Annotated in this window: 17 protein-coding genes and 1 riboswitch; of the genes, 7 read left to right on the forward strand and 10 right to left on the reverse strand. The window is 66.5% G+C overall.

The window, feature by feature from the left end; translation table 11 throughout:
• Positions 1 to 111 precede the first annotated feature (111 nt).
• Complete coding sequence (locus AC5P76_RS00420) at positions 112 to 885, forward strand: SDR family oxidoreductase (protein WP_053520099.1); 774 nt, start codon at positions 112 to 114, stop codon at positions 883 to 885.
• A gap of 112 nt (positions 886 to 997) precedes the next feature.
• Here the strand turns inward: AC5P76_RS00420 and leuB are convergent, their stop codons facing one another.
• The 9 genes from leuB to ilvC form a co-directional block, all read right to left on the reverse strand.
• Positions 998 to 2,059, reverse strand: a complete 1,062-nt coding sequence (gene leuB / locus AC5P76_RS00425; RefSeq protein ID WP_065175105.1) for a 3-isopropylmalate dehydrogenase — start codon at positions 2,057 to 2,059, stop codon at positions 998 to 1,000.
• On the reverse strand, positions 2,049 to 2,627 hold the full coding sequence (gene leuD / locus AC5P76_RS00430; RefSeq protein ID WP_065181715.1) for a 3-isopropylmalate dehydratase small subunit: 579 nt from the start codon (positions 2,625 to 2,627) through the stop codon (positions 2,049 to 2,051). Before leuD ends, leuB begins: the two co-directional genes overlap by 11 nt.
• Positions 2,627 to 4,045, reverse strand: coding sequence for a 3-isopropylmalate dehydratase large subunit (gene leuC, locus AC5P76_RS00435; protein WP_253118303.1), 1,419 nt, complete (start codon positions 4,043 to 4,045; stop codon positions 2,627 to 2,629). Before leuC ends, leuD begins: the two co-directional genes overlap by 1 nt.
• A 60-nt stretch (positions 4,046 to 4,105) precedes the next feature.
• Positions 4,106 to 4,882 carry a class I SAM-dependent methyltransferase gene (locus AC5P76_RS00440; protein WP_111186152.1) on the reverse strand — a complete coding sequence of 259 codons (777 nt, stop codon included), beginning with the start codon at positions 4,880 to 4,882 and terminating at the stop codon, positions 4,106 to 4,108.
• 10 nt (positions 4,883 to 4,892) lie between these two features.
• Positions 4,893 to 6,479, reverse strand: coding sequence for a 2-isopropylmalate synthase (locus tag AC5P76_RS00445; RefSeq protein ID WP_065181712.1), 1,587 nt, complete (start codon positions 6,477 to 6,479; stop codon positions 4,893 to 4,895).
• Positions 6,476 to 7,567, reverse strand: a complete 1,092-nt coding sequence (locus AC5P76_RS00450) for a threonine dehydratase (protein ID WP_053520293.1) — start codon at positions 7,565 to 7,567, stop codon at positions 6,476 to 6,478. Before AC5P76_RS00450 ends, AC5P76_RS00445 begins: the two co-directional genes overlap by 4 nt.
• A gap of 96 nt (positions 7,568 to 7,663) precedes the next feature.
• Positions 7,664 to 7,927 carry an ACT domain-containing protein gene (locus tag AC5P76_RS00455; RefSeq protein WP_053520294.1) on the reverse strand — a complete coding sequence of 88 codons (264 nt, stop codon included), beginning with the start codon at positions 7,925 to 7,927 and terminating at the stop codon, positions 7,664 to 7,666.
• On the reverse strand, positions 7,911 to 9,647 hold the full coding sequence (gene ilvG, locus AC5P76_RS00460) for an acetolactate synthase 2 catalytic subunit (protein WP_253118305.1): 1,737 nt from the start codon (positions 9,645 to 9,647) through the stop codon (positions 7,911 to 7,913). Before ilvG ends, AC5P76_RS00455 begins: the two co-directional genes overlap by 17 nt.
• A 37-nt stretch (positions 9,648 to 9,684) precedes the next feature.
• Entirely contained in the window at positions 9,685 to 10,659 is a 975-nt protein-coding gene (ilvC, locus tag AC5P76_RS00465; protein WP_053520296.1) for a ketol-acid reductoisomerase, read from the reverse strand.
• A gap of 696 nt (positions 10,660 to 11,355) precedes the next feature.
• Between ilvC and ggt the strand changes: the two genes are divergently transcribed.
• Positions 11,356 to 13,074, forward strand: coding sequence for a gamma-glutamyltransferase (gene ggt / locus AC5P76_RS00470; RefSeq protein ID WP_180875869.1), 1,719 nt, complete (start codon positions 11,356 to 11,358; stop codon positions 13,072 to 13,074).
• A 326-nt stretch (positions 13,075 to 13,400) separates the two neighbouring features.
• Here the strand turns inward: ggt and AC5P76_RS00475 are convergent, their stop codons facing one another.
• Entirely contained in the window at positions 13,401 to 14,978 is a 1,578-nt protein-coding gene (locus tag AC5P76_RS00475) for a BCCT family transporter (protein WP_053519166.1), read from the reverse strand.
• Positions 14,979 to 15,222: 244 nt separating this feature from the next.
• A riboswitch (TPP riboswitch) is annotated at positions 15,223 to 15,323 on the forward strand.
• A gap of 82 nt (positions 15,324 to 15,405) precedes the next feature.
• On the opposite strand from AC5P76_RS00475, the gene thiC reads away from it, so the two are divergent.
• The 5 genes from thiC to AC5P76_RS00500 all read left to right on the forward strand — a co-directional run bounded on the left by thiC (position 15,406) and on the right by AC5P76_RS00500 (position 24,535).
• Positions 15,406 to 17,250 carry a phosphomethylpyrimidine synthase ThiC gene (thiC, locus tag AC5P76_RS00480; RefSeq protein ID WP_065175099.1) on the forward strand — a complete coding sequence of 615 codons (1,845 nt, stop codon included), beginning with the start codon at positions 15,406 to 15,408 and terminating at the stop codon, positions 17,248 to 17,250.
• A gap of 97 nt (positions 17,251 to 17,347) precedes the next feature.
• Entirely contained in the window at positions 17,348 to 18,019 is a 672-nt protein-coding gene (locus AC5P76_RS00485) for an ion channel (RefSeq protein WP_053519170.1), read from the forward strand.
• Between the two features lie 260 nt (positions 18,020 to 18,279).
• Positions 18,280 to 20,592, forward strand: a complete 2,313-nt coding sequence (locus AC5P76_RS00490; RefSeq protein WP_253118306.1) for a winged helix-turn-helix domain-containing protein — start codon at positions 18,280 to 18,282, stop codon at positions 20,590 to 20,592.
• A 114-nt stretch (positions 20,593 to 20,706) separates the two neighbouring features.
• Complete coding sequence (locus AC5P76_RS00495; RefSeq protein ID WP_053519175.1) at positions 20,707 to 21,606, forward strand: helix-turn-helix transcriptional regulator; 900 nt, start codon at positions 20,707 to 20,709, stop codon at positions 21,604 to 21,606.
• A gap of 49 nt (positions 21,607 to 21,655) precedes the next feature.
• The gene (locus tag AC5P76_RS00500; RefSeq protein ID WP_053519177.1) at positions 21,656 to 24,535 is read left to right on the forward strand and encodes a TonB-dependent receptor plug domain-containing protein; all 2,880 of its coding nucleotides are present in this window, start codon (positions 21,656 to 21,658) and stop codon (positions 24,533 to 24,535) included.
• The last annotated feature ends 28 nt before the right edge of the window (positions 24,536 to 24,563 follow it).

Below are 24,563 nucleotides of genomic sequence, written 5' to 3' on the forward strand. Positions count from 1 at the left end.
CTCGATCTGGAAAGTTAAGTCAATGTTGCGGGCTTTATCCGCATTTTCCGCACGATATCGTCATTGGGGCAGGGTTGCCATCCCGGACAGCCCCACTCCGAGACCGAAGCCATGACCGACCACTCCCTCAAGGGCAAGACCGTGCTGATCGCAGGCGGTGCCAAGAACCTCGGTGGCCTGCTCGCCCGCGATTTCGCCGCCCACGGCGCCGGGGCCATCGTCATCCATTACAACAGCGACGCCAGCCAGGCCGACGCCGAAGCGACCGTCGCGGCGGTCCAGGCTGCGGGCAGCAAGGCCGTGGCCCTGCAGGGCGACCTGACCTCCGCTGCCGCCATGGAGCGCCTGTTCGCCGACGCTGTCGCAGCCGTCGGCCGTCCCGATGTCGCCATCAATACCGTCGGCAAGGTCCTGAAGAAGCCGCTGCTGGAGATCAGCGAAGCGGAGTACGACGAGATGAGCGCGGTAAATGCCAAGGCGGCGTTCTTCTTCCTCAAGGAGGCCGGCCGTCACGTCAATGATGGTGGCCGCATCTGCACCCTGGTGACGTCGCTGCTGGGCGCCTACACGCCGTTCTACTCCAGCTATGCAGGCACCAAGGCGCCGGTGGAGCACTTCACCCGCGCGGCATCGAAGGAGTTCGGCGAGCGGGGCATCTCGGTGACCGCGATCGGTCCCGGGCCGATGGACACGCCGTTCTTCTATCCTGCCGAGAGTGCCGATGCGCAGGCGTATCACAAGACCGCGGCGGCGCTGTCCGCGTTCACCCGCACCGGTCTGACCGACATTGCCGACATCGTGCCGTGGATCCGTTTCCTGGTTACCGACGGCTGGTGGATGACCGGGCAGACGGTGCTGGTCAACGGTGGCTACACCACCAAGTAACCGGGCCACGCTGGGCGCGGCTCCACCGCACTGCACCTGTGGCGCCGGGCCATGCCCGGCTCATGCAACAGCCATCGGGCATGACTCGACGCTACAGGTGCCGCCCGGCGGGTCAGCCCAGCTTCGCCAGTACGGCGTCGGTCGCCGCCGCCGTGCTCACGGCCTGGCCCTTTGCAGCCAGATCAGCAGTGAACACGCCATCATCCAGCACCGCGTGCACGGCCGCCTCCACAGCCGCCGCTTCGGCATCCAGGCCCAGCGAGTGGCGCAGCAGCATGGCCGCGCTGAGGATCGTCGCGTAAGGGTTGGCGATGCCCTTGCCGGCGATGTCCGGTGCCGAGCCGTGGATCGGCTCGTAGATGCCGACCGCACCCGGTTCTCCCAGCGATGCCGACGGCAGCAGGCCCAGTGAGCCGGCCAGCATCGAGGCCTCGTCGGTGAGGATGTCGCCGAACATGTTTTCGGTCACGATCACGTCGTATTCGCGTGGCTTGGCCAGCAGGTGCATCGCCATCGAATCGACCAGCTGGTGTTCCAGCGCGACGTCCGGGAACTCCTCGCGGCCGATGCGGGCGGCGACGTCGCGCCACAGGCGGGACGTCTCCAGCACGTTGGCCTTGTCCACCGAGGTCACCTTGCCTCGGCGCTGCTGTGCCAGGCGGAACGCGCTGCGCAGCACGCGCTCGATTTCGGCCACGGTGTAGCGGCAGAGGTCGCTGGCGCTGTCGGCATCGCGGGTCTTGTCGCCGAAGTAGATGCCGCCGGTCAGTTCGCGTACCACCACGAAGTCCACGCCCTTGAGCAGTTCGGCCTTGATCGGCGATGCCCCCAGGGCGGCATCATGGGTACGCACCGGCCGCAGGTTGGCGTACAGGCCCAGCGCCTTGCGGATCGCCAGCAGGCCCTGCTCGGGGCGCACCTTGGCGTTCGGGTCGGACCACTTCGGTCCACCCACTGCACCCAGCAGCACGGCATTCGCGGCCTGGCATGCGGCGAGGGTGGCGGCGGGCAGGGGCTCGCCATGGCGATCGATGGCGATGCCACCGATATCGTGCTCGCTGAACGTGAAGGTGTGGTTGAAGCGTTCGCCGATGGCTTTCAGGACCGCAACCGCAGCGGCGGCCACTTCCGGGCCGATGCCATCACCGGGGAGTACAACGATCTCAGCGTGCATGCTCACTCTCGTAACGTTCGATGTCAGGGACGCGGCCCAGCAGATAACCCAGTTGATCGACGCCTTCCAGCAGACAGGTCTGCGAGAAGCCATCCAGCGGGAAGGAGTAGACCTGGCCATCCGGCGTACGCAGCTCGCGTGCCGCCACGTCGATGGTCAGTTCGTCGTCGGGGCGCTGCATCAGCGCCTGAACGTCGGCTTCGTCCAGGACGATCGGCAGCAGGCCGTTCTTCAGTGAGTTGCCACGGAAGATGTCGGCGATCTCGCTGCTGACGATGGCGCGCAGGCCCAGGTCGGTCAGCGCCCACGGCGCGTGCTCGCGCGAGGAACCACAGCCGAAGTTGCGGCCCGCCAGCAGGATGCTGCGGCCGGCGTTGTGCGGCTGGTTGAAGGCGAAATCGGCCACCGGCGAACCGTCGGACTGCCAGCGCCAGTCATTGAACGCGTTGCGGCCCAGTCCGGCACGCTCGGTGGTGGACAGGAACCGGGCCGGAATGATCTGGTCGGTGTCGATGTTGGTCTGGCGCAGCACGACGCTGGACGAGGTCAAGGTGCGGAAACCGGCCATTACGCCACCTCCTGCGCGAACAGTTCGCGGGTATCGGCCACGTGGCCCTTCACCGCCGCCCAGGCGGCGCTCATCGGCGAGGCCAGCAGTGTGCGCGAGCCCGGCCCCTGGCGGCCCTCGAAATTGCGGTTGCTGGTACTCACTGCCAGTTGGCCGGGGGCGACCAGATCACCATTCATGGCGATGCACATCGAGCAGCCCGGCTCGCGCCATTCGGCACCGGCTGCACGCACGATCTCATCGATGCCCTCCGCTTCGGCCTGGCGCTTGACGATCTCCGAGCCCGGTACCACCAGCATGCGCACGCGCTCGGCGACGCGGCGGCCGCGCAGCACCTGTGCCACTTCGCGCATGTCGCTGAGGCGGCCGTTGGTGCACGAACCGACGAACACGACATCGACCGGCGTGCCGGCCAGTGCCTGGCCGGCCTGGAAGTGCATGTAGTCCAGGCCCTTCTGCGCGGCGGCGTCGTTGGCCGCAGGAATCGGCATATCGACCGCGATGGCGGTGCCGGGATGCGTGCCCCAGGTCAGGGTCGGACGGATGTCGGCTGCATCGATGTGGACTTCGCTGTCGAAGCGCGCGCCTTCATCGCTGCGCAGTTCCTGCCAACGGGCCACGGCCGCCTCGAAATCGGCGCCCTTGGGGCCGCGTGGCGTGTTGGCGACGAAATCGAAGGTGACCTGGTCCGGTGCCACCATGCCCGCGCGCGCGCCGGCCTCGATGGACATGTTGCACAGGGTCATGCGCTGCTCCATGTCCATCGCTTCGATGGTGCTGCCACGGAACTCGATCACATGGCCGGTGCCGCCGTTGACGCCGATCACACCGATGATGTGCAGGACCACGTCCTTCGCGCCGACGCCCGGCGCCAGGGGGCCGTCGACCGTGATTGCCAGCGTCTTCGCCTTCCGCTGCAGCAGGCACTGTGTTGCCAGCACATGACCCACTTCGCTGGTGCCGATGCCGAAGGCCAGCGAGCCGAACGCACCATGGGTGGAGGTATGGCTGTCGCCGCAGACGATGGTCATGCCGGGCTGGGTGAAACCCTGCTCGGGCGCGATGACATGGACGATGCCCCGGTTGTCCGAGCTCATGTCGAACAGTTCGATGCCGTGCTCGCTGCAGTTGCGCGCAAGCGTGGCGACCTGCGCCTCGGAGGCGGCGCTGGCGTACGGCAGCCGGCCGTCGGCGGTGGCCGGCAGGGTCGGCGTGGAATGATCCATCGTCGCCTTGGTGCGGTCCGGCCGGCGTGGGCGGAGACCGCGTTCGCGCAGCTCGGTGAACGCCTGCGGCGAGGTCACCTCGTGGATCAGGTGCAGGTCGATGTACAGCACCGCAGGGGCGCTGTCGGATTCGGGAACGACCACGTGGGCGTCCCACAGTTTGTCGTACAGGGTGCGGGGTGCGGAGGTCATGCGGTTGCCTGGCAGAAGTACGATTGAACGAACATCGGGAAATAACGGGAAAGGGTCAAGTCAACGGCGGCGCGCGAGTACGCGCAGGCGCACGTAGTCAGCCAGCGGCTGGCCCGCCGCGTTGCGGGGCAGGTCGGCCAGCAGGGCCGCGGCGGCCTCGCGAACGGTGGCACGGGCCTCGACCGGCAGGTCGTCCAGCAGTGGTGCGGCGAACACCCGCAGCCATCCTGCCACGCCTGTCGGCAGTGCGGTGGGGCGCGGCAGGCATTCGATCAGCTGCACCTGGAAGCCGTGCTGGCGCAGGCGGTCGGCATAGGCGTCGGCGGTCGGGAAATACCACTGGAAACCGCTGGCGCCATGGCCATGCGCAGCACGTGCGGCCTGCACCGCGGCGATGATGGTCGCCACGTTGCCATGGCCACCGAACTCGGCCACGAAGCGGCCGCCGGGACGCAGTGCACGGCGCACGCCTTCCAGCACGGCGTCGGGGTGGCGCATCCAATGCAGCGCGGCGTTGCTGAACACCGCGTCGAACGCGCTGTCGAAGGACAGGGCATGGCCGTCCATCACCTGCGCATCGACGCCGCGCGCGCGGGCGGCGATCACCAGTTCCGGCGACGCGTCCACGCCGTGGATGCGTGCACCGCTCAACGCCAGTTCACTGCTGAGCACCCCATCGCCACAGCCCAGATCGAGGATGTGCTCACCGGCGCGCGGGTCGAGCAGGCGCGACACCGCGCCGCCGAGCAGCGGCACGAAGCCGGCATCGATCGCATAGTCCTGGGCGTTCCACTGCTGGCCCGCCGTAGCGGACGTGGTCGTGTCGAAGGCGCTCATGTCAGGTTTCTCAGGCGGTGGCAGGGGTGGCGGTTTCGCTGACGCTGCTGGCAGCAGCCTGGCGTTGGCGCAGCAACCGGTTGGCAACGTCCAGCCAGGCCAGCGCAGAGGCTTCGATGATGTCCTTGCTGGTGCCGGTGCCGTCGTACTCGATGCCGTCGTGGCGCACGCTCAGGTTGGCCTCGCCGCGTGCATCGGCACCGATGCCGACGCTGTGCACGTGATAGCTGTCGAGCATCAGCTGCACGCCGGTGGCGGCCGACAACGCGCCGAACAGCGCATCCACCGGGCCATCGCCCTGCGCGGTCTCGGCCACGCGGTTGCCGTCCGGGTCGGACAGCTCGACCAGTGCATTGGCGCGACTGCCGACATCGCTGATGGTCATCGAGGCCAGGCGATAGCCCTGTGCATTGGCGCCGCCCTGCATCAAGGTCTGCAGGTCGGCATCGGTGACCACCCGCTGCTGCTCGCACAGGCCCTTGAACTGTTCGAACACCAGCTTCAGCTCTTCTTCGTCCAGCCAGAAGCCCAGTGCACGCAGGCGCGCTTCGACGGCGGCACGGCCACTGTGGCGGCCCAGCACCATCTGCGAATCCTCCCAGCCCACGTCTTCCGGGCGCATGATTTCGTAGGTGCCGCGATGGCGCAGCATGCCATGCTGGTGGATGCCCGATTCATGGGCGAAGGCATTGGCGCCGACGATGGCCTTGTTGCGCTGCACCGGCATGCCGACCAGGCGCTGCAGCAGCTGCGAGGTGCCGACGATGCGCGGGGTGTTGATCGCGGTGTCCTGCTCGTAGAAGGCCTGGCGCACCTTCAGCGCCATCGCGATTTCTTCCAGCGAGCAGTTGCCGGCGCGTTCACCGATGCCGTTGACGGTGCACTCGACCTGGCGGGCGCCGCCCTCGATGGCGGCCAGGGAGTTGGCCACAGCCAGCCCCAGATCGTTGTGGCAGTGCGCGCTGAAGATCACGTTGGCGGCATTGGGCACGTCGGCCACGCCGGCAATGACCTGCTGGAACATCGCGCGGATTTCCTCCGGCGTGGTGAAGCCGACGGTGTCGGGCAGGTTGATGGTGGTGGCGCCGGCGGCGATGGCCACGCGCGAGACCTCGATCAGGTAGTCCAGCTCGGTGCGGGTGGCATCTTCGGCCGAGAATTCGACATCGTCGATGTAGGAACGGGCCAGCGATACATGCTTGCGTACCGACTCCAGCACCTGCTCGCGGGTCATCCGCAGCTTGTGCTCGCGGTGCAGCGGGCTGGTCGACAGGAACACGTGCAGGCGCGGGTTGGCCGCGGCTTCCAGGGCACGTGCCGAGGTCTCGATATCGGCCTGCAGGCAGCGCGACAGCACGGCCAGGCTCAGGCCCGGACGGCGCAGTTCGCGGCCGATCAGGGCCATCGCTTCGCGGTCGGACTGCGAGCTGGCCGGGAAGCCGGTCTCGATGATGTCCACGCCCAGTTCGTCCAGCGCACGCGCCATCACCAGCTTCTGCGGTGGGCTCATGCTGCAGCCGGGGGACTGCTCGCCGTCACGCAGGGTGGTGTCGAAGATGCGGATGCGCGGGGTGGTAATTCGTTCGATGGTGGTCACAGGGAGATCTCCTCGACAACAGGTGCAACGGCGTGCAGGGGGGAAGGGGGGGCAGCGGTGGTGGGCGTGACGCCGGTCCGTGCCGGCGGGCGGGGCGTCTCGGCGCGACGCCGGCGCGGCTTGCGCGGCGGGCGTGGGCGGATGTCGGTCAGCAGGCCGGCCAGCACGCCGGCATCGATGTTGCCGCCGGAGACCACGGCGCACTTGCGGCGCCCGGCGATGCGTCGACCGGCAGCCAGTGCCAGCGCGCCCGCGCCTTCGGCGATGATGTGTTCTTCCAGTGCCAGCCGCACCAGCGTTTCACGCAGTTCGGCCTCGCGCACGATCACCACGTCGTCCAGCAGCGAACTGCACAGGCGACGGGTCAGGAAGCCGGGGATCTTCACCCGCACGCCATCGGCCAGCGATGCCACCGGGGCGATCTCGCGGACATCGCCGTGGATCGCACGGGCCATCGAGTCCACGCCTTCCACCTGCGCACCAATCACGCGCACGCCCTGCGACTTGAGCGCCAGGGCGACGCCGGCGGCCAGGCCGCCACCGCCGATCGGTACGATCACCACGTCCGGCGCGTGCGCGGCCAGCTCGATGCCGACCGTCCCCTGGCCGGCGATCACGTCGGCGTCGTCGAAGGCGGACAGGAAGCGATAGCCATGACGCTGCGCCAGTTCGACGGCGAAGGCGCAGGCCTCGTCATAACTGTTGCCGTGCTGGCGTACGGTGGCACCCCAATGGGCGACACCGGCGATCTTGGTTGCCGGTGCACCGTGCGGCATCACGGTGATCGCGGGGACATCCAGCCGGTAGGCGGCCCAGGCAACGCCCTGGGCGTGATTGCCTGCCGAGGCGCAGATCACCGGGCGGCTGTCACCGCGCTCGCGGCCTGCCAGCAGGGCGTTCAACGCTCCGCGCACCTTGTAGGAGCCGGTCCGCTGCAGATTCTCCAGCTTCAGCCAGGTGCCGAAGCGTTCGGCATGATGCAGTGGGGTGGGCGGCAGGAAGCGGCGCAGGCGCGCCTGCGCGGCCAGGACATCGGCGACGCTTACGTCGCCGACATCACTTTCCTTGCTGGTATCAGCGGCCGGCATGGGCCACCGGTGCGGTGTGCGCGACCACCGCATGCGGGTACGGGCGGCGAAGAAGACGCCTCCGTACCGGCACCGTGGTCACAACGGTACGGGTGTTCATTGCGATACTCCTTCGATGCTGCTGTCTACCGGCGTCAGCTCCACCGATACGCAGTCGTAGATCTTTTCGATCTGCCGGCACAGCGTCTCCGCCGGCCGCTGGCCGTCCACGACCAGCTGCAGGTGCCAGCGCCCGTCATCGGCGGCGTCCGGAGCACCGCTGATCGAACGCGGCGCGAAGCCACGGCGCTCGGCCATGCCGATCACGCGCAGCAGCGCGCCTTCGGCCGGCTGCAGCACCAGGTCAAGCCGGTATTGCATTGGGAGTCTCCTGGCGGGCATGGGCTGGATTGCTTTCCAGCATGGTGCTGTTGGCGGTGTTCGGCGGCACCAGCGGCCACACGTTGGCGCGCGCGTCGATGGCCACGTGCAGCAACGCCGGGCCCGGCTCGGCCAGCAGCGCGGCCAGGCCGCCTTCGACGTCATCGCGCGAATCGATGCGGCTGGCGGCGATGCCGAACACCTGGGCCAGGGCGACGAAATCCGGGTTGTCGGACAGATCGATCTCGCTGTAGCGCTCAGCGAAGAACAGCTCCTGCCACTGCCGGACCATGCCCAGCGAGCTGTTGTCCAGCAGCACGATCTTCACCGGCAGGCGGCACCGGGCGATGGTCGCCAGCTCCTGCACGTTCATCATGAAGCTGCCATCGCCGGACACCAGCACCACGGTGCGCTCCGGGCAGGCAAACTGCGCGCCCATCGCCGCCGGCAGGCCGAAGCCCATCGTGCCCAGCGCGCCGCTGGTCAGATGGTTGCGCGGATGATTGAAGCGACAATGCTGGGCCACCCACATCTGGTGCTGGCCGACGTCGCAGGCAATCACCGTGTCGGCGGGTGCCAGTTCGCTCAGGCGCTTCAGCAGCGCCGGTGCGTAGATGTGCTGCCCTGGCGCGTCGTAGCGGGCGGCGAAGCGGTCGCGATGCTGCGCACAGCGGCTGCGCCATGCGTCCTGATGGGCCCTGGGGGAGGGGACGGCCGCATGCAGGGCACGGATGGCGTGGCCGACATTGCCGGGCACGGCGACGTCGGCGCTGCGCAGCTTGGAGATCTCGTACGCATCGGCATCGATATGGACCACGCGCGCGAACGGAGCGAACTCCGCCAGCTTGCCGGTGGCGCGATCATCGAACCGTGCGCCCAGCACCAGCAGCAGATCGCTTTCCTGCACCGCCATGTTGGCAGCGCGGGTGCCGTGCATGCCCAGCATGCCCAGCGACTGCGGATGGTGTGCCGGCAGAGCACCCAGTCCACGCAGGGTCATCACCGTGGGAATGCCACTGGCCTCGACGAAATCGCGCAGGTCCTGCACTGCATCGCCCAGTGCGATGCCACCGCCGGCATACACCACCGGCTTCTCCGCCGCCGCCAGCGCTGCGATGGCGGCGGCAATGGCGTCGTCGGTGGCTGCCGGCGGTGGTTCGACGCTGCTCGGCACATGCACCGGCAGGTGACTGGCATCGGCCACCTGCACGTCCTTGGGCAGGTCGATCAGCACCGGGCCGGGACGTCCTTCGCGGGCAATGCGGAAGGCATCGGCGACCACGCGGGGCAGGTCATCGACGCTGCGTACCAGCCAGCTGTGCTTGACGATCGGCATGGTCAGGCCGAACACATCCAGCTCCTGGAAGGCGTCGGTACCCAGCAGGGGCGTACCGACCTGGCCGGTGATGCAGACCATCGGCACCGAGTCCAGCATCGCATCGGCGATACCGGTGACCAGGTTCGATGCGCCGGGGCCGGAGGTGGCCACGCAGACGCCCACCTGGCCGCTGGCGCGTGCGAAACCGTTGGCGGCCAGCGCCGCGCCCTGCTCGTGCCGCACCAGGATGTGCTTCAACGACGAATCCACCAGCGCGTCGTAGAACGGCATGATGGTGCCGCCGGGATAGCCGAACAGCGTGCGGACGCCTTCGGCCTCCAGTGCCTGGGTCAGCCAGCGCGCCCCGTTGGGTGGCGCGCTGCGGTGTGTGGAAGAGTTCATGGGGGACCTTGCAAGCGGGTGGGGGAGGGCCGCGTGGTTACGCGGCCTGTCCTTGCAACCAGACCATCTTGGCGCGCAGTTCCTTGCCTACCTTCTCGATCGGATGCTCCAGGTCGGCCTGCTTGAACCGGTTGTAGTTCGGCAGGCCCGCTTCGTACTCGGCCACCCAGTTCTTGGTGAAGGTGCCGTCCTGGATGTCCTTCAGTACTTCCTTCATGCGCTCCTTGGTGCCGGCATCGATCACCCGCGGACCGCTGACGTAGTCGCCGTACTGCGCGGTTTCGGAGATGAATTCCAGCATGCGCGAGATGCCGCCTTCGTAGAACAGGTCCACGATCAGCTTCAGTTCGTGCAGCACTTCGTAATAGGCGATCTCGGGCTGGTAGCCGGCTTCCACCAGGGTCTCGAAACCGGCCTGTACCAGCGCCGAGGCGCCACCGCACAGCACCGCCTGCTCACCGAACAGGTCGGTCTCGGTTTCTTCCTTGAAGGTGGTCTGGATCAGATTGGCGCGGGCGCCACCGAGACCGGTCGCATAGGCCTGCGCATGCTGCGCGGCCTGGCCGCTGGTGTCCTGGTAGACCGCCCAGATGCACGGAACGCCACGGCCGATCTCGTACTCGCGACGCACCAGCGCGCCCGGGCCCTTCGGTGCGACCAGGACCACGTCCAGGTCGGCGCGCGGCTCGATCATGCCGTAGTGGACATTGAGGCCGTGGGCGAACAGCAGGCACGCGCCCTGCTTCATGTTGGGCGCCAGCACGTCGTTGTAGAGCTTCTTCTGCACCATGTCCGGAGTCAGCACGGCGACCAGGTCGGCATCCTTCACCGCATCGGCGGGAGCCACGACGGTGAAGCCATCGGCCTGGGCCTTGGCTTCGGTCGGGCCGCCCGGCCGCAGGCCTACCACCACATCGAAGCCGGATTCGCGCAGGTTCAGTGCGTGGGCGCGGCCCTGGCTGCCGTAGCCGATGACGGCGATCTTGGTCTGGGGCAGGTCGTTGGTGCTCATGGGGGAGGTTCCTTGCGGTGGGAAGAAAAAAGAACGGCCGGTCGTCGAAGCGACGTACCGGCCGGTCAGGGGAAAGCGGTGGAGGAGGGGCCGCGCATCGCACAGGAACGGCCGCCACGAGGCATCGTGGTGCAGCAGGTCCGGGTTTTGCAGAAGGCGGTGGTCATGGTGGTTGCGTCTGAAACCAGGTCTTGAAATGAAAAAACCCGCACCTGGGCGGGTGCGGGTTTTTGATCGAGTTCCGGTGTGTTCTATCTGCTTACACGCTGGCTCGTCCCGCACCTGTTGGTTGGGTAATAAGTACGAGCACAAGAATCGAACGCAGCGACGCGGCGCCGATGTCGGCGGCTTCGATGTGGGTTCGCGGTGGTGTGTTGTGTTGCAGCATGTGATCGAGAGAAACACAGCTGTTTTGACGATGTCAACCCTTGTCGGGGTGATTCCAGGCACTTTCCGCTGCGTCCAGCGGAATCGCTTGTGGCGCAAGGATGGTTGCCGCTGAAAGTGTTTCGGTGAACCCGAATTCACTCCTTTCACCAAGGTTTTTGCGCGGATTTTGGGGGGTCTGCCCGCCGGGCATGACCCGGTGCCGGCAGCGGTCGCCGCGGCCGCCTCGCCCCATGACCTCTGCCCGATACCGCGTGAAGGCCGCAGCGGCGATGATCGGTGCTACCACCCTTCCATCGGAACCCGACTGTGTCCCGACGCCTTGCCCGTTCCCTGCTGGCTGCCGCCGTCCTGGCGGCCATGCCCGCGCTTTCCCTCGCTGCCGACCGCATCACCGGCCACACCTTCGCCACCCGCTCGGAAGTCATCGCGCCTCACGCCATGGCGGCCACTTCGCAGCCACTGGCCACCCAGATCGCACTGGACGTGATGAAATCCGGCGGCTCGGCGGTCGATGCCGCCATCGCCGCCAATGCTGCGCTGGGCCTGATGGAGCCGACCGGCAATGGCATCGGTGGCGATCTGTTCGCCATCGTCTGGGACCCGAAGACACAGAAGCTGTACGGCTACAACGGGTCCGGCCGCTCGCCGAAGTCGCTGACCCTGGCCGAGTTCCAGCGCCGCGGCCTGAAGGAGATCCCGGCGACCGGGCCGTTGCCGGTCTCCGTGCCGGGTGCCGTCGATGGCTGGTTCGCCCTGCATGGCCGCTTTGGCCGCAAGCCCATGGCCGACAATCTTGCGCCCGCCATCCGCTACGCGCGCGAAGGCCACCCGGTGGCCGAGGTGATCGCCTATTACTGGGATCGTTCCGTGCCACGGCTGTCGCAGTATCCCGGCTTCAAGGAACAGTTCACGGTCAACGGGCATGCCCCGCGCAAGGGCGAGATGTGGAAGAACCCGAACCTGGCCGATACGTTGCAGAAGGTGGCCGACGGCGGCCGGGATGCCTTCTACAAGGGCGAGGTCGCCCACACCATCGGCGATTACTTCAAGGCCAATGGTGGCTACCTGAGCTACCAGGACATGGCCGACCACCACGGCGAGTGGGTCGAGCCGGTCAGCAGCAACTATCGCGGTTACGACGTATGGGAGTTGCCGCCGAACAGCCAGGGCATCGCCGCGCTGCAGATTCTCAACGTACTTGAAGGCTACGACTTCTCGAAGATTCCATTCGGCTCGCCCGAGCACGTGCATCTGTTCGTGGAGGCCAAGAAGCTGGCCTTCGCCGATCGTGCGCGCTTCTACGCCGACATGGCCTTCCAGCCCGCACCGGTCCAGAAGCTGATTTCCAAGGAGTATGCCGCGCAGCGGCGTGCACTGATTTCCATGGACAAGGCGTTGAAGGAAGTGCAGCCGGGCACGCCGAAGCAGCTGGAGGAGGGCGATACGATCTACATGACCGTGGCCGATGCTGACGGCATGATGGTGTCGCTGATCCAGTCGAACTACCGCGGGATGGGCAGCGGCATGGCGCCCCCGGGGCTCGGCTTCATCCTGCAGGACCGCGGCGAGATGTTCGTGCTGCAGAAGAACCATCCGAACGGCTACGCACCGGGCAAGCGCCCGTTCCAGACCATCATTCCGGCGTTCATCACCAAGGATGGAAAGCCCTACGCCAGTTTCGGCGTGATGGGCGGTGCGATGCAGCCGCAGGGCCACGCGCAGATCGTGATGAACCTGGTGGACTTCGGCATGAACCTGCAGGAGGCCGGAGATGCGCCGCGTATCCAGCATGAAGGTTCCACGGAGCCGACCGGTCAGGCCACGGCGATGACCGATGGGGGGGAGGTGAACCTGGAGACGGGCTTCCCGTACGAAACGGTGCGCGCGCTGATGCGCAAGGGGCATCGCATCGTGTTCGCCGACGGTCCGTACGGCGGGTATCAGGCGATCATGCGGGATCCGGACACGGGCGTGTACTACGGCGCGTCGGAGAGTCGAAAGGATGGGCAGGCGGCGGGGTATTGAGGTCTCCCGGCCACCGGGCTGAGCCCCCTCGCGGCTGATCGCCAGAGCCGATCATGGATTGGGGCGTGCGGATGGGAATGCCGGGGGACGCCGTGAATACGTCCTTGTAGGCTTGGCCGCGGCATCCATGCCGCGGACACCCCCGTCCTTCCCACCCGCACGCCCCCCGACAATTTCCGTGCGCGTCAGCCACGGAAGAGAAAGAAGAAGATCAAAAGCAACAGCAACAGCAACAGCCGCGCGCTGTGGGTTGGGGTCCGATCCGTTTTCCAGAGGAAACGGATCCGACCCCTTCGTGTTTTTCCGGCGCAGGCTGCCGAACACCCTCAATCCGAATCCTGCGCGCGCGCTGCTTCGGCCTGGGTTTCTTCCTGTGCCGCCATTTCGCGCGCGATCCACGCATCGATCATGTGCCGCTGGCGCTGTGCCTGCCGCCGCTCCCGCGTGTACTCCTGGTCCAGTACCCGGTACAGCGAGACCATCACCAGCACCATCAGCAGCGCGAATGGCAGTGCCGAGATCGTGATCATGCCCTGCAGTGCGTCGAGGCCGCCGGCCAGCAGCAACGCACCTGCGATCAGTGCGATGCCCACACCCCAGGCCAGCTTGCGCTTGGCGGGCGGGTCGCCTGCCTCGTCGGTGGACATGCTGGCCAGCACCAGCACCGCCGAGTCAGCCGAGGTCACGAAGAAGATCATCAGCAGAACCAGCGCGATGCACGACAGCAGCAATGGCAGCGGCATGCTGTCGAACAGGGTGAACAGTACGGTCTCATAGCCATTGCCCAGCGCCTGTACCAGGTCTGCATGGCCGAAGATCTGCGACCAGATCGCGGTGCCACCGAACACCGAGAACCAGAAGAAGCCCAGCAGCGTCGGCGCCAGTACCACGCCCACCACGAACTCGCGCACGCTGCGGCCACGCGAGATGCGCGCGATGAACGAACCCACGAACGGTGCCCAGGAAATCCACCAGGCCCAGTAGAAGATCGTCCAGTCGGCGACCCACGTACTGGAGGAGAACGGTGACATGCGCAGGCTCATCGTCACCAGCTGGTTCAGGTAGGACCCCAGCGTCGTGGTGAAGGTATTGAAGATCGCGCCGGTCGGCCCGAGCACCAGGACCAGTGCCAGCAGCAGGGCGGCCAGTGCCAGGTTGAAGTTCGACAGCCATTTCACGCCGCGCTCCACGCCGCTGAGGGTGGAGGCCATGTACAGCACGAAGGCGACGGCGATGATGGTCAGCTGCAGCGGCACACCGGCATGCACGCCGAACACGCGCTGCATGCCGGCTGCGATCTGGATGGTGCCGAAGCCCAACGTGGTGGCCACACCGATTGCCGTGGCCACCACCGCGGCAATGTTGACAATCCGTCCGATCCAGCCCCGATGATGATGACCGATGATCGGCTGCAACATGTCGCTGACCAGCCCGCGGCCGTTGCGGTTGAACTGGAACCACGCCATTGCCAGACCGATCAGCGCGTAGATCGCCCACGGATGCAGGCCCCAGTGGAAGAACGCATAGCGCATCGCTGCACGTGCGGCGTCCATGCTTTCCGGTGCCAGTCCTTCCGGCGGCTTGCTGAAGTGGGAGATCGGCTCGGCCGCCCCCCAGAACACCAGGCCGATGCCCATGCCGGCGGCGAACAGCATCGACATCCAGCTGGCCCGCGAGAATTCGGGTTCGGCGTCTTCGCCACCGATGCGCAGGTTGCCGAAGCGGCCGAACGCCAGGTACATCAGGAACACCAGCGCCAGGAACACCACCAGCAGGTACAGCCAGCCGATGCCGCGGATGAGTTCGCCGAGGATGCTCTGCACCACGGCGTTGAAGGGACCGGGTGCTACGCCGGCAAGCAGCACCAGCAACAGGACCAGTGCGATGGAAACACGAAACACCATGAAGGAGCTTCTCCGATCAAAGGGATTGAGGGAGCGAGCAAATGCTTGCAGCGAGGGGCCGGCGGCACTCGAGCGCTAGCCGGGCAGGGGCCGCGATGGCGGCGATGCGTCATCGGTCGCAGCGACACGATGCGCGTGCACGTTACTGAACGCGACGTCATGGTTGCGTTAATTCATCAATGGCGCGTGACGCGCAGCCGCCCCGTGGGCTCGCCCTGTTGCAGGACTTCTATGGTCTAATGCCGGCAAGAAGCGGGGGTACCGCGGCCATCGGCCACGGTTGAGACAGTCCCTTGGAACCTGATCCGGCTCATACCGGCGTAGGGAAGCTTTGCAATGCAACCGAACCCGGACGCGGCCCAAGGGCCGTCCGCGTGCGGGGGCAGTGCGCCGCCGCTTCGTCCCTGACCCTCCTGGACGATGCCCGATGAACGCACAGCTCTCCGCCCTGCAGCAACAGGCCCAGCAACTCTCCGAATCCGTGACCCGGCCGATTCCCGGCTCGCGCAAGATCCATGTCACCGGCTCGCGCCCGGACCTGCGCGTGCCGATGCGCGAGATCACACTGAGCCGCACGCCGACCCTGTTCGGCGGCGAAGAGAACGCGCCGGTCACGGTGTATGACACCTCCGGCCCCTACACCGATCCTGACGTGCGCATCGACCTGTCCGCGGGCTTGCCGGCCCTGCGCCGTGCCTGGGTCGAAGCGCGGGGTGACACCGAACAGCTTGATGGCCTGAGCTCTTCCTTCGGCCGCGATCGCGAGCACGACCCGAAGCTCGATGCGGTGCGCTTCCCGGCCCGCAGCCTGCCGCGCCGCGCCCGTGCGGGTGGCAATGTCACCCAGATGCACTATGCGCGCCGCGGCATCATCACGCCGGAGATGGAATTCGTCGCCATCCGCGAGAACCAGCGGCTGGACGCGATCCGCGATGCAGGCCTGCTGCAGCAGCATCCGGGCGAAGCCTTTGGCGCATCCATCCAGAAGATCATCACCCCGGAGTTCGTCCGCGACGAAATCGCCCGTGGCCGGGCGGTGCTGCCCAACAACATCAACCACCCGGAAAGCGAGCCGATGATCATCGGCCGCAACTTCCTGACCAAGATCAACGCCAACATCGGCAACAGCGCGGTGTCATCCGGCATTGCCGAGGAAGTGGAGAAGCTGGTGTGGGCGATCCGCTGGGGGGGCGATACGGTGATGGACCTGTCCACCGGCAAGCACATCCACGAGACCCGCGAGTGGATCATCCGCAACTCGCCGGTGGCGATCGGCACGGTGCCGATCTATCAGGCCCTGGAGAAGGTCGATGGCCGTGCCGAGGCACTGACCTGGGAGATCTTCCGCGACACGTTGATCGAACAGGCCGAACAGGGCGTGGACTACTTCACCATCCATGCCGGCGTGCTGCTGCGCTACGTGCCGCTGACCGCCAAGCGGGTGACCGGCATCGTCAGTCGCGGCGGCTCGATCATGGCCAAGTGGTGCCTGGCCCATCACAAGGAGAATTTCCTCTACACGCACTTCGAGGACATCTGCGAAATCATGAAGGCCTACGACGTGACCTTCTCGCTGGGCGATGGGCTGCGCCCGGGCTGCATCGCAGACGCCAACGACGCGGCGCAGTTCGGCGAGCTGGAAACGCTGGGCGAGCTGACGAAGATCGCATGGAAGCATGACGTGCAGACGATGATCGAAGGTCCCGGGCACGTGCCGATGCAGCTGATCAAGGAAAACATGGACAAGCAGCTGCGCGAATGTGGTGAGGCTCCGTTCTATACGCTGGGGCCGCTGACCACGGACATCGCGCCCGGCTATGACCACATCACCAGTGCCATCGGCGCAGCGATGATCGGTTGGTTCGGTACCGCGATGCTCTGCTACGTGACGCCGAAGGAACACCTTGGCCTTCCCAACCGCCAGGATGTGCGCGACGGCATCATGGCCTATCGCATCGCCGCACATGCGGCCGACCTGGCCAAGGGGCATCCGGGCGCGCAGGTCCGCGACAACGCATTGAGCAAGGCGCGCTTCGAGTTCCGTTGGGAAGACCAGTTCCACCTCGGGCTGGACCCGGAGAAGGCAAAGGAATTCCATGACGAGACGCTGCCCAAGGACGCGCACAAGCTGGCGCACTTCTGCTCGATGTGCGGGCCGCACTTCTGCTCGATGAAGATCACCCAGGACGTGCGTGAGTACGCCGAGGCCGGAATGAAGGAGAAGTCCGAGCAGTTCCGCGCTGCGGGCGCGGAGGTCTACCAGCAGGGCTGACCGGACTGGCGTCGCCGGGCGTGCCCCGGCGGCGCTGCATCGCGCGCCTCACGCGCATCCCGTTATCCTCCGCCCATCTTTCCGGGGAAGGGACGCCATGCCTGTTGCCGTGACCACCCGCTGGCTGGCCATCGCCCGCCGCCATCCGTCCGCGTGGCTGCTGGGCGCGCAGCTGCTGGCGGTGATGCTGTATCCCGCGCTGGACGACACGGCCGCCGGCCGCGCCGCATTGGGCATGTTTGGAATGGCGGTGCTGGGCCTGGCGTTGTGGGTGGTCCAGCGCAGCCCGTTGGGTACATGGCTGGCGCTGCTGCTGGCGATTCCGGCGGTGGTGTTCTCCATCGCCGGCGCGCTGCTGGACCGCGCCGCGCTGGTGACCACCGCGCAGCTGCTGGAGAGCCTGCTCTACTTCTATACGGCCGGCGCCCTGATCGCCTACATGCTGCAGGACCACAAAGTCACCCGCGACGAACTGTTCGCGGCCGGCGCCACCTTCACCTTGCTCGCGTGGGCATTCGCCTTCGCATTTGGGGTGTGCCAACAGTGGTATCCGGGCAGCTTCCAGGGCAGCAGCGAGGGACCTCAGCGAAGCTGGATGGAGCTGCTTTATCTGAGCTTCAGCTTGCTGTCCGGGGTCGGCCTGAGCGATGTCGTGCCGCTGCATCCGCAGGCACGCGCACTGGTCATGCTGGAGCAGTTCTCAGGCGTGATGTACGTGGCTTTGGTGGTTTCGCGGCTGGTCGGATTGACCATGCTGCGGCGTTTCTGAAAATGAATGGCAGATAAAAATTTCGCGCCCGAAAGGGCGCGAATGATGGTGCGAAGTTATGTGAATGCGTCGGCGAGAGAGAGCCTGATGTCGACCACGCGATAGGCGAGGTAACCGGCATAGGCTAGTATTCGCGCGCTCCATTGTTTTTGCGGTATGCGCCGATGCTTTGTGCGGAGTCTGGCTTTTCGCTGTTCCCCGTTGGGGACGGTATCGAAGGCGAACACTGCCCGGAAACTGTCTCTACTGTTTAGCAAAAAATGAACCGCAGCGAAATCCAGCCCACCGAATCTGATCGGATCCGGATTGGCGAATGTGTCGTCACTTTGTCCTCGCGAGAGGTCGAAGTTGCCGGCGCGCGTCGCCCGCGCCGGCTGACGCCGAAGGCGCTGGGCGTGCTGCGTGTGCTGCTGCGGCAACCCGGGCGCGTGGTCACCCGCGAAGAACTGTTCGCCGAGGTGTGGCCCGATACGCTGCCCACCAACGATGTGCTGACGCAGGCGGTCACCCAGCTGCGCAAAGCCTTCGCCAACGACGATGACAACGGCCAGGCGTATATCGAGACGATCGCCAAGACCGGCTACCGCCTGCGCGTGCCGGTGCAGGCCGTGCCCGAGCCCGAAGCGGAACTGGCGGTCGATGCCGAAGGCGCGGCTGGCGATTCCAACGCGGTCGTGGAAGTGCACACGCCAGCCCCGGAGGACATGCGACGCCGTCGCTGGCGCTACCTGCGACGTCGATTGTTGCTGGTGCTGGGCCTGTTGATGCTGGCCGCACTGCTGGTGATGACGGTCCTGCTGCTGCGCCGTGCGCCGGCCAGCTCTCCGGTGGAGGCGGCGGTGGAGAACGGCACGCGGGTGATCGGCAGCCCGCAGCGGCCCTATCGGCTGATCACCGCCACCGCAGGCTTCGAAACCTATCCCACGCTGTCGCCGGATGGTTCGCAGGTGGCCTACGAAGGTGCCAGCGAGGATGGCCTGGGCGGCGGTGCGATCAAGGTACAGACGTCCGGCAACGCGCCGGCGCGGCAGCTGCTTGTTCCTCCTGAGGGTGCGGTTGATCGCTTCCCGAACTGGTCGCCGGATGGACGCGACATCGCCTTTGCCCGCTTCTCCGCCGATGGGGGTTGTCAGGTGCTGATCGCCAGTGCGACCGGCGGCGCGTTGCGCCAGGCCACGCGCTGCGATGGCACCGAGCTGCTCAGCTTCGACTGGACACCCGACGGGCGCGGCCTGGTATTCGGCAGCATGGTGGGCCGCTATGCCCACCGCGGTATCCGAGTACTCGATCTGGCCAGCGGACAGTGGCAGCCGCTGCAGTACGCCGTCGATCAGGACGATTTCGATTACGCGCCGCGCTATTCGCCGGACGGCAAATGGCTGGTGTTCGTGCGCAACCCGCAGATGGGCGACCTGTGGCGGGTTCCTGCCGCGGGTGGCACGCCGGAGCAGCTGACCAGCGAGTCGGCCGAGCTGCGCGGATGGGCCTGGCTTGGCGACGGCCGCACCATCGTGTTCGGCCGCCGGGTCGACAGCGAGGTGCGGCTCTATTACCTCGACATCGAGCGGCGCACGCTGCGTGATGCCGGACTGGATGACGCGCAGTGGCCGGCGGTATCGCGGCATGGCGGCATGCTGGCCTTCGTCCATCGCCGTGCACAGTTCGGCGTGTTCAAGGTGCCGATGCAGGGCGGTGAACCGGAGCGCCTGTTTGCGTCCAGCGGTCGCGATGGTCAACCGATGGCAGCACCGGACGGTCGCCAGCTGGTATTCACCTCTGACCGCTCGGGCAGCTTCGCTCTCTGGTGGGCGGACATGCAACGCCCCGATTCGCTGCGGCCGATCGAGGGCCTGCGCCCGGAAGCACGGCAGGCCCCCGATTGGTCGGCCGACAGCCGGCAACTTCTGGTGGTTGGGCGCGATGCACACGGTCGCGCGGTGGTCTACGAGATCGCACCCCGCGACGAGCGTCTGCAACCGCTGCCCGTGCCCGCCGAACAGCCGCTGCAGGCGCTGTATGGCGCCACGCCCGAGCAACTGCTGGTGGTCGAACGTGATGCCGACCAGCGTACGCGGCTCAGTCTGTTCGATCGCAGCACCCAACCCTGGCGGCGGCTGGCGAGCATCGACGGCGTCTCCCAGGTCCGCTTTGACCGCGCAGGCCGTCGGGTGCTGTTCACCCGCCTGGCGGCGGAGGGGTTGTGGGCGGCGGACGCGGCGCTGTCGCCGGACAGCGTGCGGCAGATCAGCGAGGACAAACCCAGCCGCTGGCGCTACCGCTCGTGGACGGTTGCCGGCCACGACAGCATCGGCTATCTCGGCAGTTCCACCCGCTGCAGCACCATCCTCGTCCGCATCGCCGCCGGGCAGGAGGATGCCGGGCGCTGCCTGGACGCGCAGCGCTTGAGCGCGAGCAACGGACTCAGTGCCAGCGCAGACGGGACGGCCCTGTTTGTCGCTCTGGCAGTCAGTGATGGCGCCGACATTGGCGTGATGCGGCTGCCCGAAAAGGCGCCAGCGCTGTTCCCGGCCTTCTCCAAGATGTTGATGTTCAAGGGAAATGGGCCTTCGTAATTTTTTCGTCGGGATCTCGCCGCGAATTCGTGGCGATCTCGTCGGTCTTTCCTGACGCGGTGCCGCCTGATTGGGCAAAACGGAGGCCTGTACTTGGCAAATCCGTGGTGCACCATGCGTCAACTCTCACTGGCCGATCGTGGCCAATCCGTCTCCCTGGACAAGGCACTCGATGACGTCGTGCCGACCTGCCTGGGCGTGGCCCGGCTCGGCAGCCTGCAGACCGCGGGCAGCAGCTTCACTGTGTGGATGCAGGTGCGCGGCAGCTCCTGGGTGGAGGCCAAGGAGGGGCGCTTCCGCCTGCGCCACGGCGAATGGATCGCGTTCGAGAAGGAATCGCGCCCGCTGGTGCAGGCAGGGCGCAACGGGCTGTGCATCGGCCTGAACCTGAACGTGGAAGCGCTGCGTGTGCTGGCGGAGATGGCCGACTGCGGCCTGTACGCGGGCCGCGGCCGGATGGGCCGCAGTGACGCTCGCGTCGCGCTGCGCCTGTGGCGTGATGCCTTGGCCAGTGGCCACCCGGCGCAGCACCTGCGCCCGCTGCTGCTGCATCTGGCCGGCCTGCAGCGTGGATTGGCCGACAACGTGCAGCGCTGCCCTGGCCGTTCGCGCAGCCGCAAGCGCCAGGTGTTCGGTCGCATGCAGCGCGCCCGCCTCTATCTGGAAGGCAACAGCCACCGCGTCGTACGCATCGGCGAACTGGCCGAGCTGACCAACTTCTCCAGCTGGTATCTCTCCAAGACGTTCCAGAGCCTGTATGAAGAAAGCCCGCAGTCGCTTTCGGCACGGCTGCGCCTGGAGCGCGCCGCCGACCTGCTGCGCGACACCGACATGATGGTGGGAGAGGTCGCCGCGGCCAGTGGTTTCGACAACTGCTGCAGCTTCGCCCGGGCGTTCCGCGCCCGCTACGGGCAGTCCGCTTCGCGCTTCAGGGAAAACGGCGGCTTGCTCCCGCCACAATCCGCAAAGTCTCTGGTTGGTTCGCGCAAATACAGCGCTGCAACGCAATCGTAACGTGCTGGGGTGTTTTAACACGCTGCTAACACGTACCTTGGAGAGATTGATGAACGTTCGTAACCCCGCAGTGCGGTTCGGCCTGCTGCCGGCCGGCATTGCGCTGGCGCTGGCGCCCGCCTTCGCTTCCGCACAGGAAGCACCGGAAGCAAAGGGCACCACCGACCTGGACCGCATTTCGGTCACCGGCTCGCGCATCCGCGGCGCTGCCGTTGAAACCCAGCAGCCGATCGTCACCCTGAGCCGTGAGAACCTGGAAAAGCAGGGCTACACCTCGGTTGCCGACGTCCTGCAGAACCTGACCTCGGCCGGCTCCCCGGCCATCTCCCGTTCGGAGTCGCTGGCTTCGGGCGAAAACGTCGGTGGCTACTACGTCGACATCCGCAACCTGGGCGCGCAGCGCACCCTGGTGCTGATGAACGGCAAGCGCCTGGGCGCGACCACCGCCGGCTACCAGGATCTGAGCCAGATCCCGATGGCCGCCATCGAGCGCATCGAGATCCTGAAGGACGGCGCCTCGGCCATCTACGGTTCGGACGCCATCGCGGCCGTGGTCAACGTGATCACCCGCAAGCGCTTCGACGGCGCTGAAGCCAGCGTCTATGTCGGTCAGTACGGCAAGGGCGACGGCGACACCGAAACCTATTCGTTCACCCTCGGCAGCATGGGCGAGCGCGGCGGTGTCACCATGTCCGCCGAGTACTCCAAGCAGGATCCGGTGTGGGCGAAGGACCGTTGGTTCAGCCGTGACGGCAACGCCGGCCCGAACTACCCGGGTTCGGGCGCCAGCCCGATCAACCAGAAGGGTGGCTTCTGCGACCCGTGCGTCACCCCGAACCTGAAGCAGGGCGAGCCGGGCTATGTCGGCCCGAGCGACCAGCGCTGGTACACCCTGCGTGATGGCGGCAACCCGGCCAACCGCGCCGACTACCGTCTGGAAACCTCCGCTGACGCCGTCAATGCCAACCAGCAGATGATGGTGCAGACCGGTATCGAGCGTAAGTCGCTGTACGTCAACGGCAACTACGACTTCACCGACGCGATCTCGTTCAACGCTGACGTGCTCTACAACGAGCGCAACACCACCCAGCAGATCGCAGGCTATCCGTACCAGTCGGCATCCTTCGACACCCCGCTGTCGGCCGACAGCGCGTTCAACCCGACCGGTGAAGACCTGACCTTCCGCCGCCGTCTGTGGGAAGTGCCGCGCACCACCGAAAGCCAGGTCAAGACCCTGCGCTTCGCCCCGAGCATCAGCGGCTTCTTCGACTTCGCCGGCAAGACCTTCGACTGGGACGTCGGCGCGCTGTGGAACCGCAACGAAACCACCAAGCGTGGTCACGGCGACATGAGCCTGATCGCATCGGAACAGGCGCTGGGCGCTTCGTTCATCGGTGCTGATGGCGTCGCCCGCTGCGGCACCAGCATGTCCGATCCGCTCGCCACCAGCGGCTGCCGTCCGTGGAACCCGCTGCTGCCGTTCGGCGTTGCCGGTGCCGGTTCGCTGGCCGACCAGGCCACCCAGGACTTCCTGTTCCCGTACTTCACCGATACCGGTCTGACCAAGACCACCAGCTTCACCGCCAACCTGTCGGGTTCGATCGTGACCCTGCCGGCCGGTGACCTGGGCTTCGCCGTGGGCGTCGAGCACCGCAAGGAAGAAGGCCGCTTCTCGCCGGATGCCTTCGCACAGTCGGGCCAGTCCACCGGCCTGGGCGCGCAGACCACCCAGGGTGAGTACTCGCTGGACGAGGTCTACCTGGAACTGAACGTGCCGGTCCTGGCGGACATGCCGTTTGCCAAGGAGCTGACCCTGAATGCTGCGACCCGTTACTCGGATTACAGCAACTTCGGCGACACCCTGAACTCGAAGTTCGGCTTCACCTGGCGTCCGCTGGACGAGCTGCTGGTTCGCGGTACCTGGGCTGAGGGCTTCCGTGCTCCGACCATCGACAACCTGTACGGTGGCCTGAGCAGCAGCTTCGAGTCGTACACCGATCCGTGCGGCATCACCGCGCCGGGTTCGGTCAACGGCAACGCGGCCTGCTCGGCGGCGGGCGTCCCGGTCGGTTACACCCAGCTGGGCCAGGGCCTGATTCCGTGCACCTCGACCCCGTGTGCGACGCCGGACCAGTTCATCTCGGGTGCCAACCCGAACCTGACCCCGGAAACCTCCAAGAGCACCACCGTCGGCCTGGTCTGGAGCCCGCGCTGGGTGCAGGGCCTGGACATCTCGCTGGACTGGTACAAGTACGAAATCAGCGACATGATCATCGCTGACAGCGTCGACCGCATCCTGCGTGACTGCTACGTGCTGGGCGATGCTTCGCGTTGCGCCGCGCACACCCGTGCAGGCGATGGCCACATCAACGGCATGACCTACGGCCTGGCCAACCTCGGCCAGATGGAAACCCAGGGCTACGACCTGGGCATCAAGTACCGCCTGCCGGAGCTGGCCATCGGCCAGTTCGCGATCGACTGGCAGACGAGCTACCTGGCCAAGTACGACGAGCAGGGCCAGAACGCTGACGGTGACAACATCACCATCGGCCGTGTCGGTGAGCCGGGCCTGTTCCGCGTGCGTTCGAACCTGGGCCTGACCTGGTCGAAGGGTGACTTCGGCGTGGCGTACACCGCACGTTACTACTCGGGCATGAACGAAGCCTGCGTGGCCAACCGTCCGTGCGACGACGCCGACCGCTACCAGAACGGTGAGAAGTCGCCACTGCGCAAGACCGGCTCCAACACCTTCCACGACCTGCAGGTCAGCTGGAAGGCACCGTGGGATGCCACCATCGCGCTGGGCGCCAACAACGTGTTCGACCACAAGGGTCCGATCATGTTCACCCAGCCGAACTCGAGCTTCGCCTACTACGGCGGCTTCGACGTGGGTCGCTTCCTGTACATGAAGTACACCCAGCGCTTCTGATCCATCGAAGTGCGATAGCAGAACGAGG

The organism is Stenotrophomonas sp. YJH_SMC_36, assembly GCF_059369935.1.

Coding starts and splice junctions, on each gene's coding strand:
- AC5P76_RS00420 (WP_053520099.1), top strand. CDS start 112: ATGACCGACCACTCCCTCAAGGGCAAGACCGTGCTGATCGCAGGCGGT.
- leuB (WP_065175105.1), bottom strand. CDS start 2,059: ATGCACGCTGAGATCGTTGTACTCCCCGGTGATGGCATCGGCCCGGAA.
- leuD (WP_065181715.1), bottom strand. CDS start 2,627: ATGGCCGGTTTCCGCACCTTGACCTCGTCCAGCGTCGTGCTGCGCCAG.
- leuC (WP_253118303.1), bottom strand. CDS start 4,045: ATGACCTCCGCACCCCGCACCCTGTACGACAAACTGTGGGACGCCCAC.
- AC5P76_RS00440 (WP_111186152.1), bottom strand. CDS start 4,882: ATGAGCGCCTTCGACACGACCACGTCCGCTACGGCGGGCCAGCAGTGG.
- AC5P76_RS00450 (WP_053520293.1), bottom strand. CDS start 7,567: ATGCCGGCCGCTGATACCAGCAAGGAAAGTGATGTCGGCGACGTAAGC.
- AC5P76_RS00455 (WP_053520294.1), bottom strand. CDS start 7,927: ATGCAATACCGGCTTGACCTGGTGCTGCAGCCGGCCGAAGGCGCGCTG.
- ilvG (WP_253118305.1), bottom strand. CDS start 9,647: ATGAACTCTTCCACACACCGCAGCGCGCCACCCAACGGGGCGCGCTGG.
- ilvC (WP_053520296.1), bottom strand. CDS start 10,659: ATGAGCACCAACGACCTGCCCCAGACCAAGATCGCCGTCATCGGCTAC.
- AC5P76_RS00475 (WP_053519166.1), bottom strand. CDS start 14,978: ATGGTGTTTCGTGTTTCCATCGCACTGGTCCTGTTGCTGGTGCTGCTT.
- thiC (WP_065175099.1), top strand. CDS start 15,406: ATGAACGCACAGCTCTCCGCCCTGCAGCAACAGGCCCAGCAACTCTCC.
- AC5P76_RS00485 (WP_053519170.1), top strand. CDS start 17,348: ATGCCTGTTGCCGTGACCACCCGCTGGCTGGCCATCGCCCGCCGCCAT.
- AC5P76_RS00490 (WP_253118306.1), top strand. CDS start 18,280: ATGAACCGCAGCGAAATCCAGCCCACCGAATCTGATCGGATCCGGATT.
- AC5P76_RS00495 (WP_053519175.1), top strand. CDS start 20,707: ATGCGTCAACTCTCACTGGCCGATCGTGGCCAATCCGTCTCCCTGGAC.
- AC5P76_RS00500 (WP_053519177.1), top strand. CDS start 21,656: ATGAACGTTCGTAACCCCGCAGTGCGGTTCGGCCTGCTGCCGGCCGGC.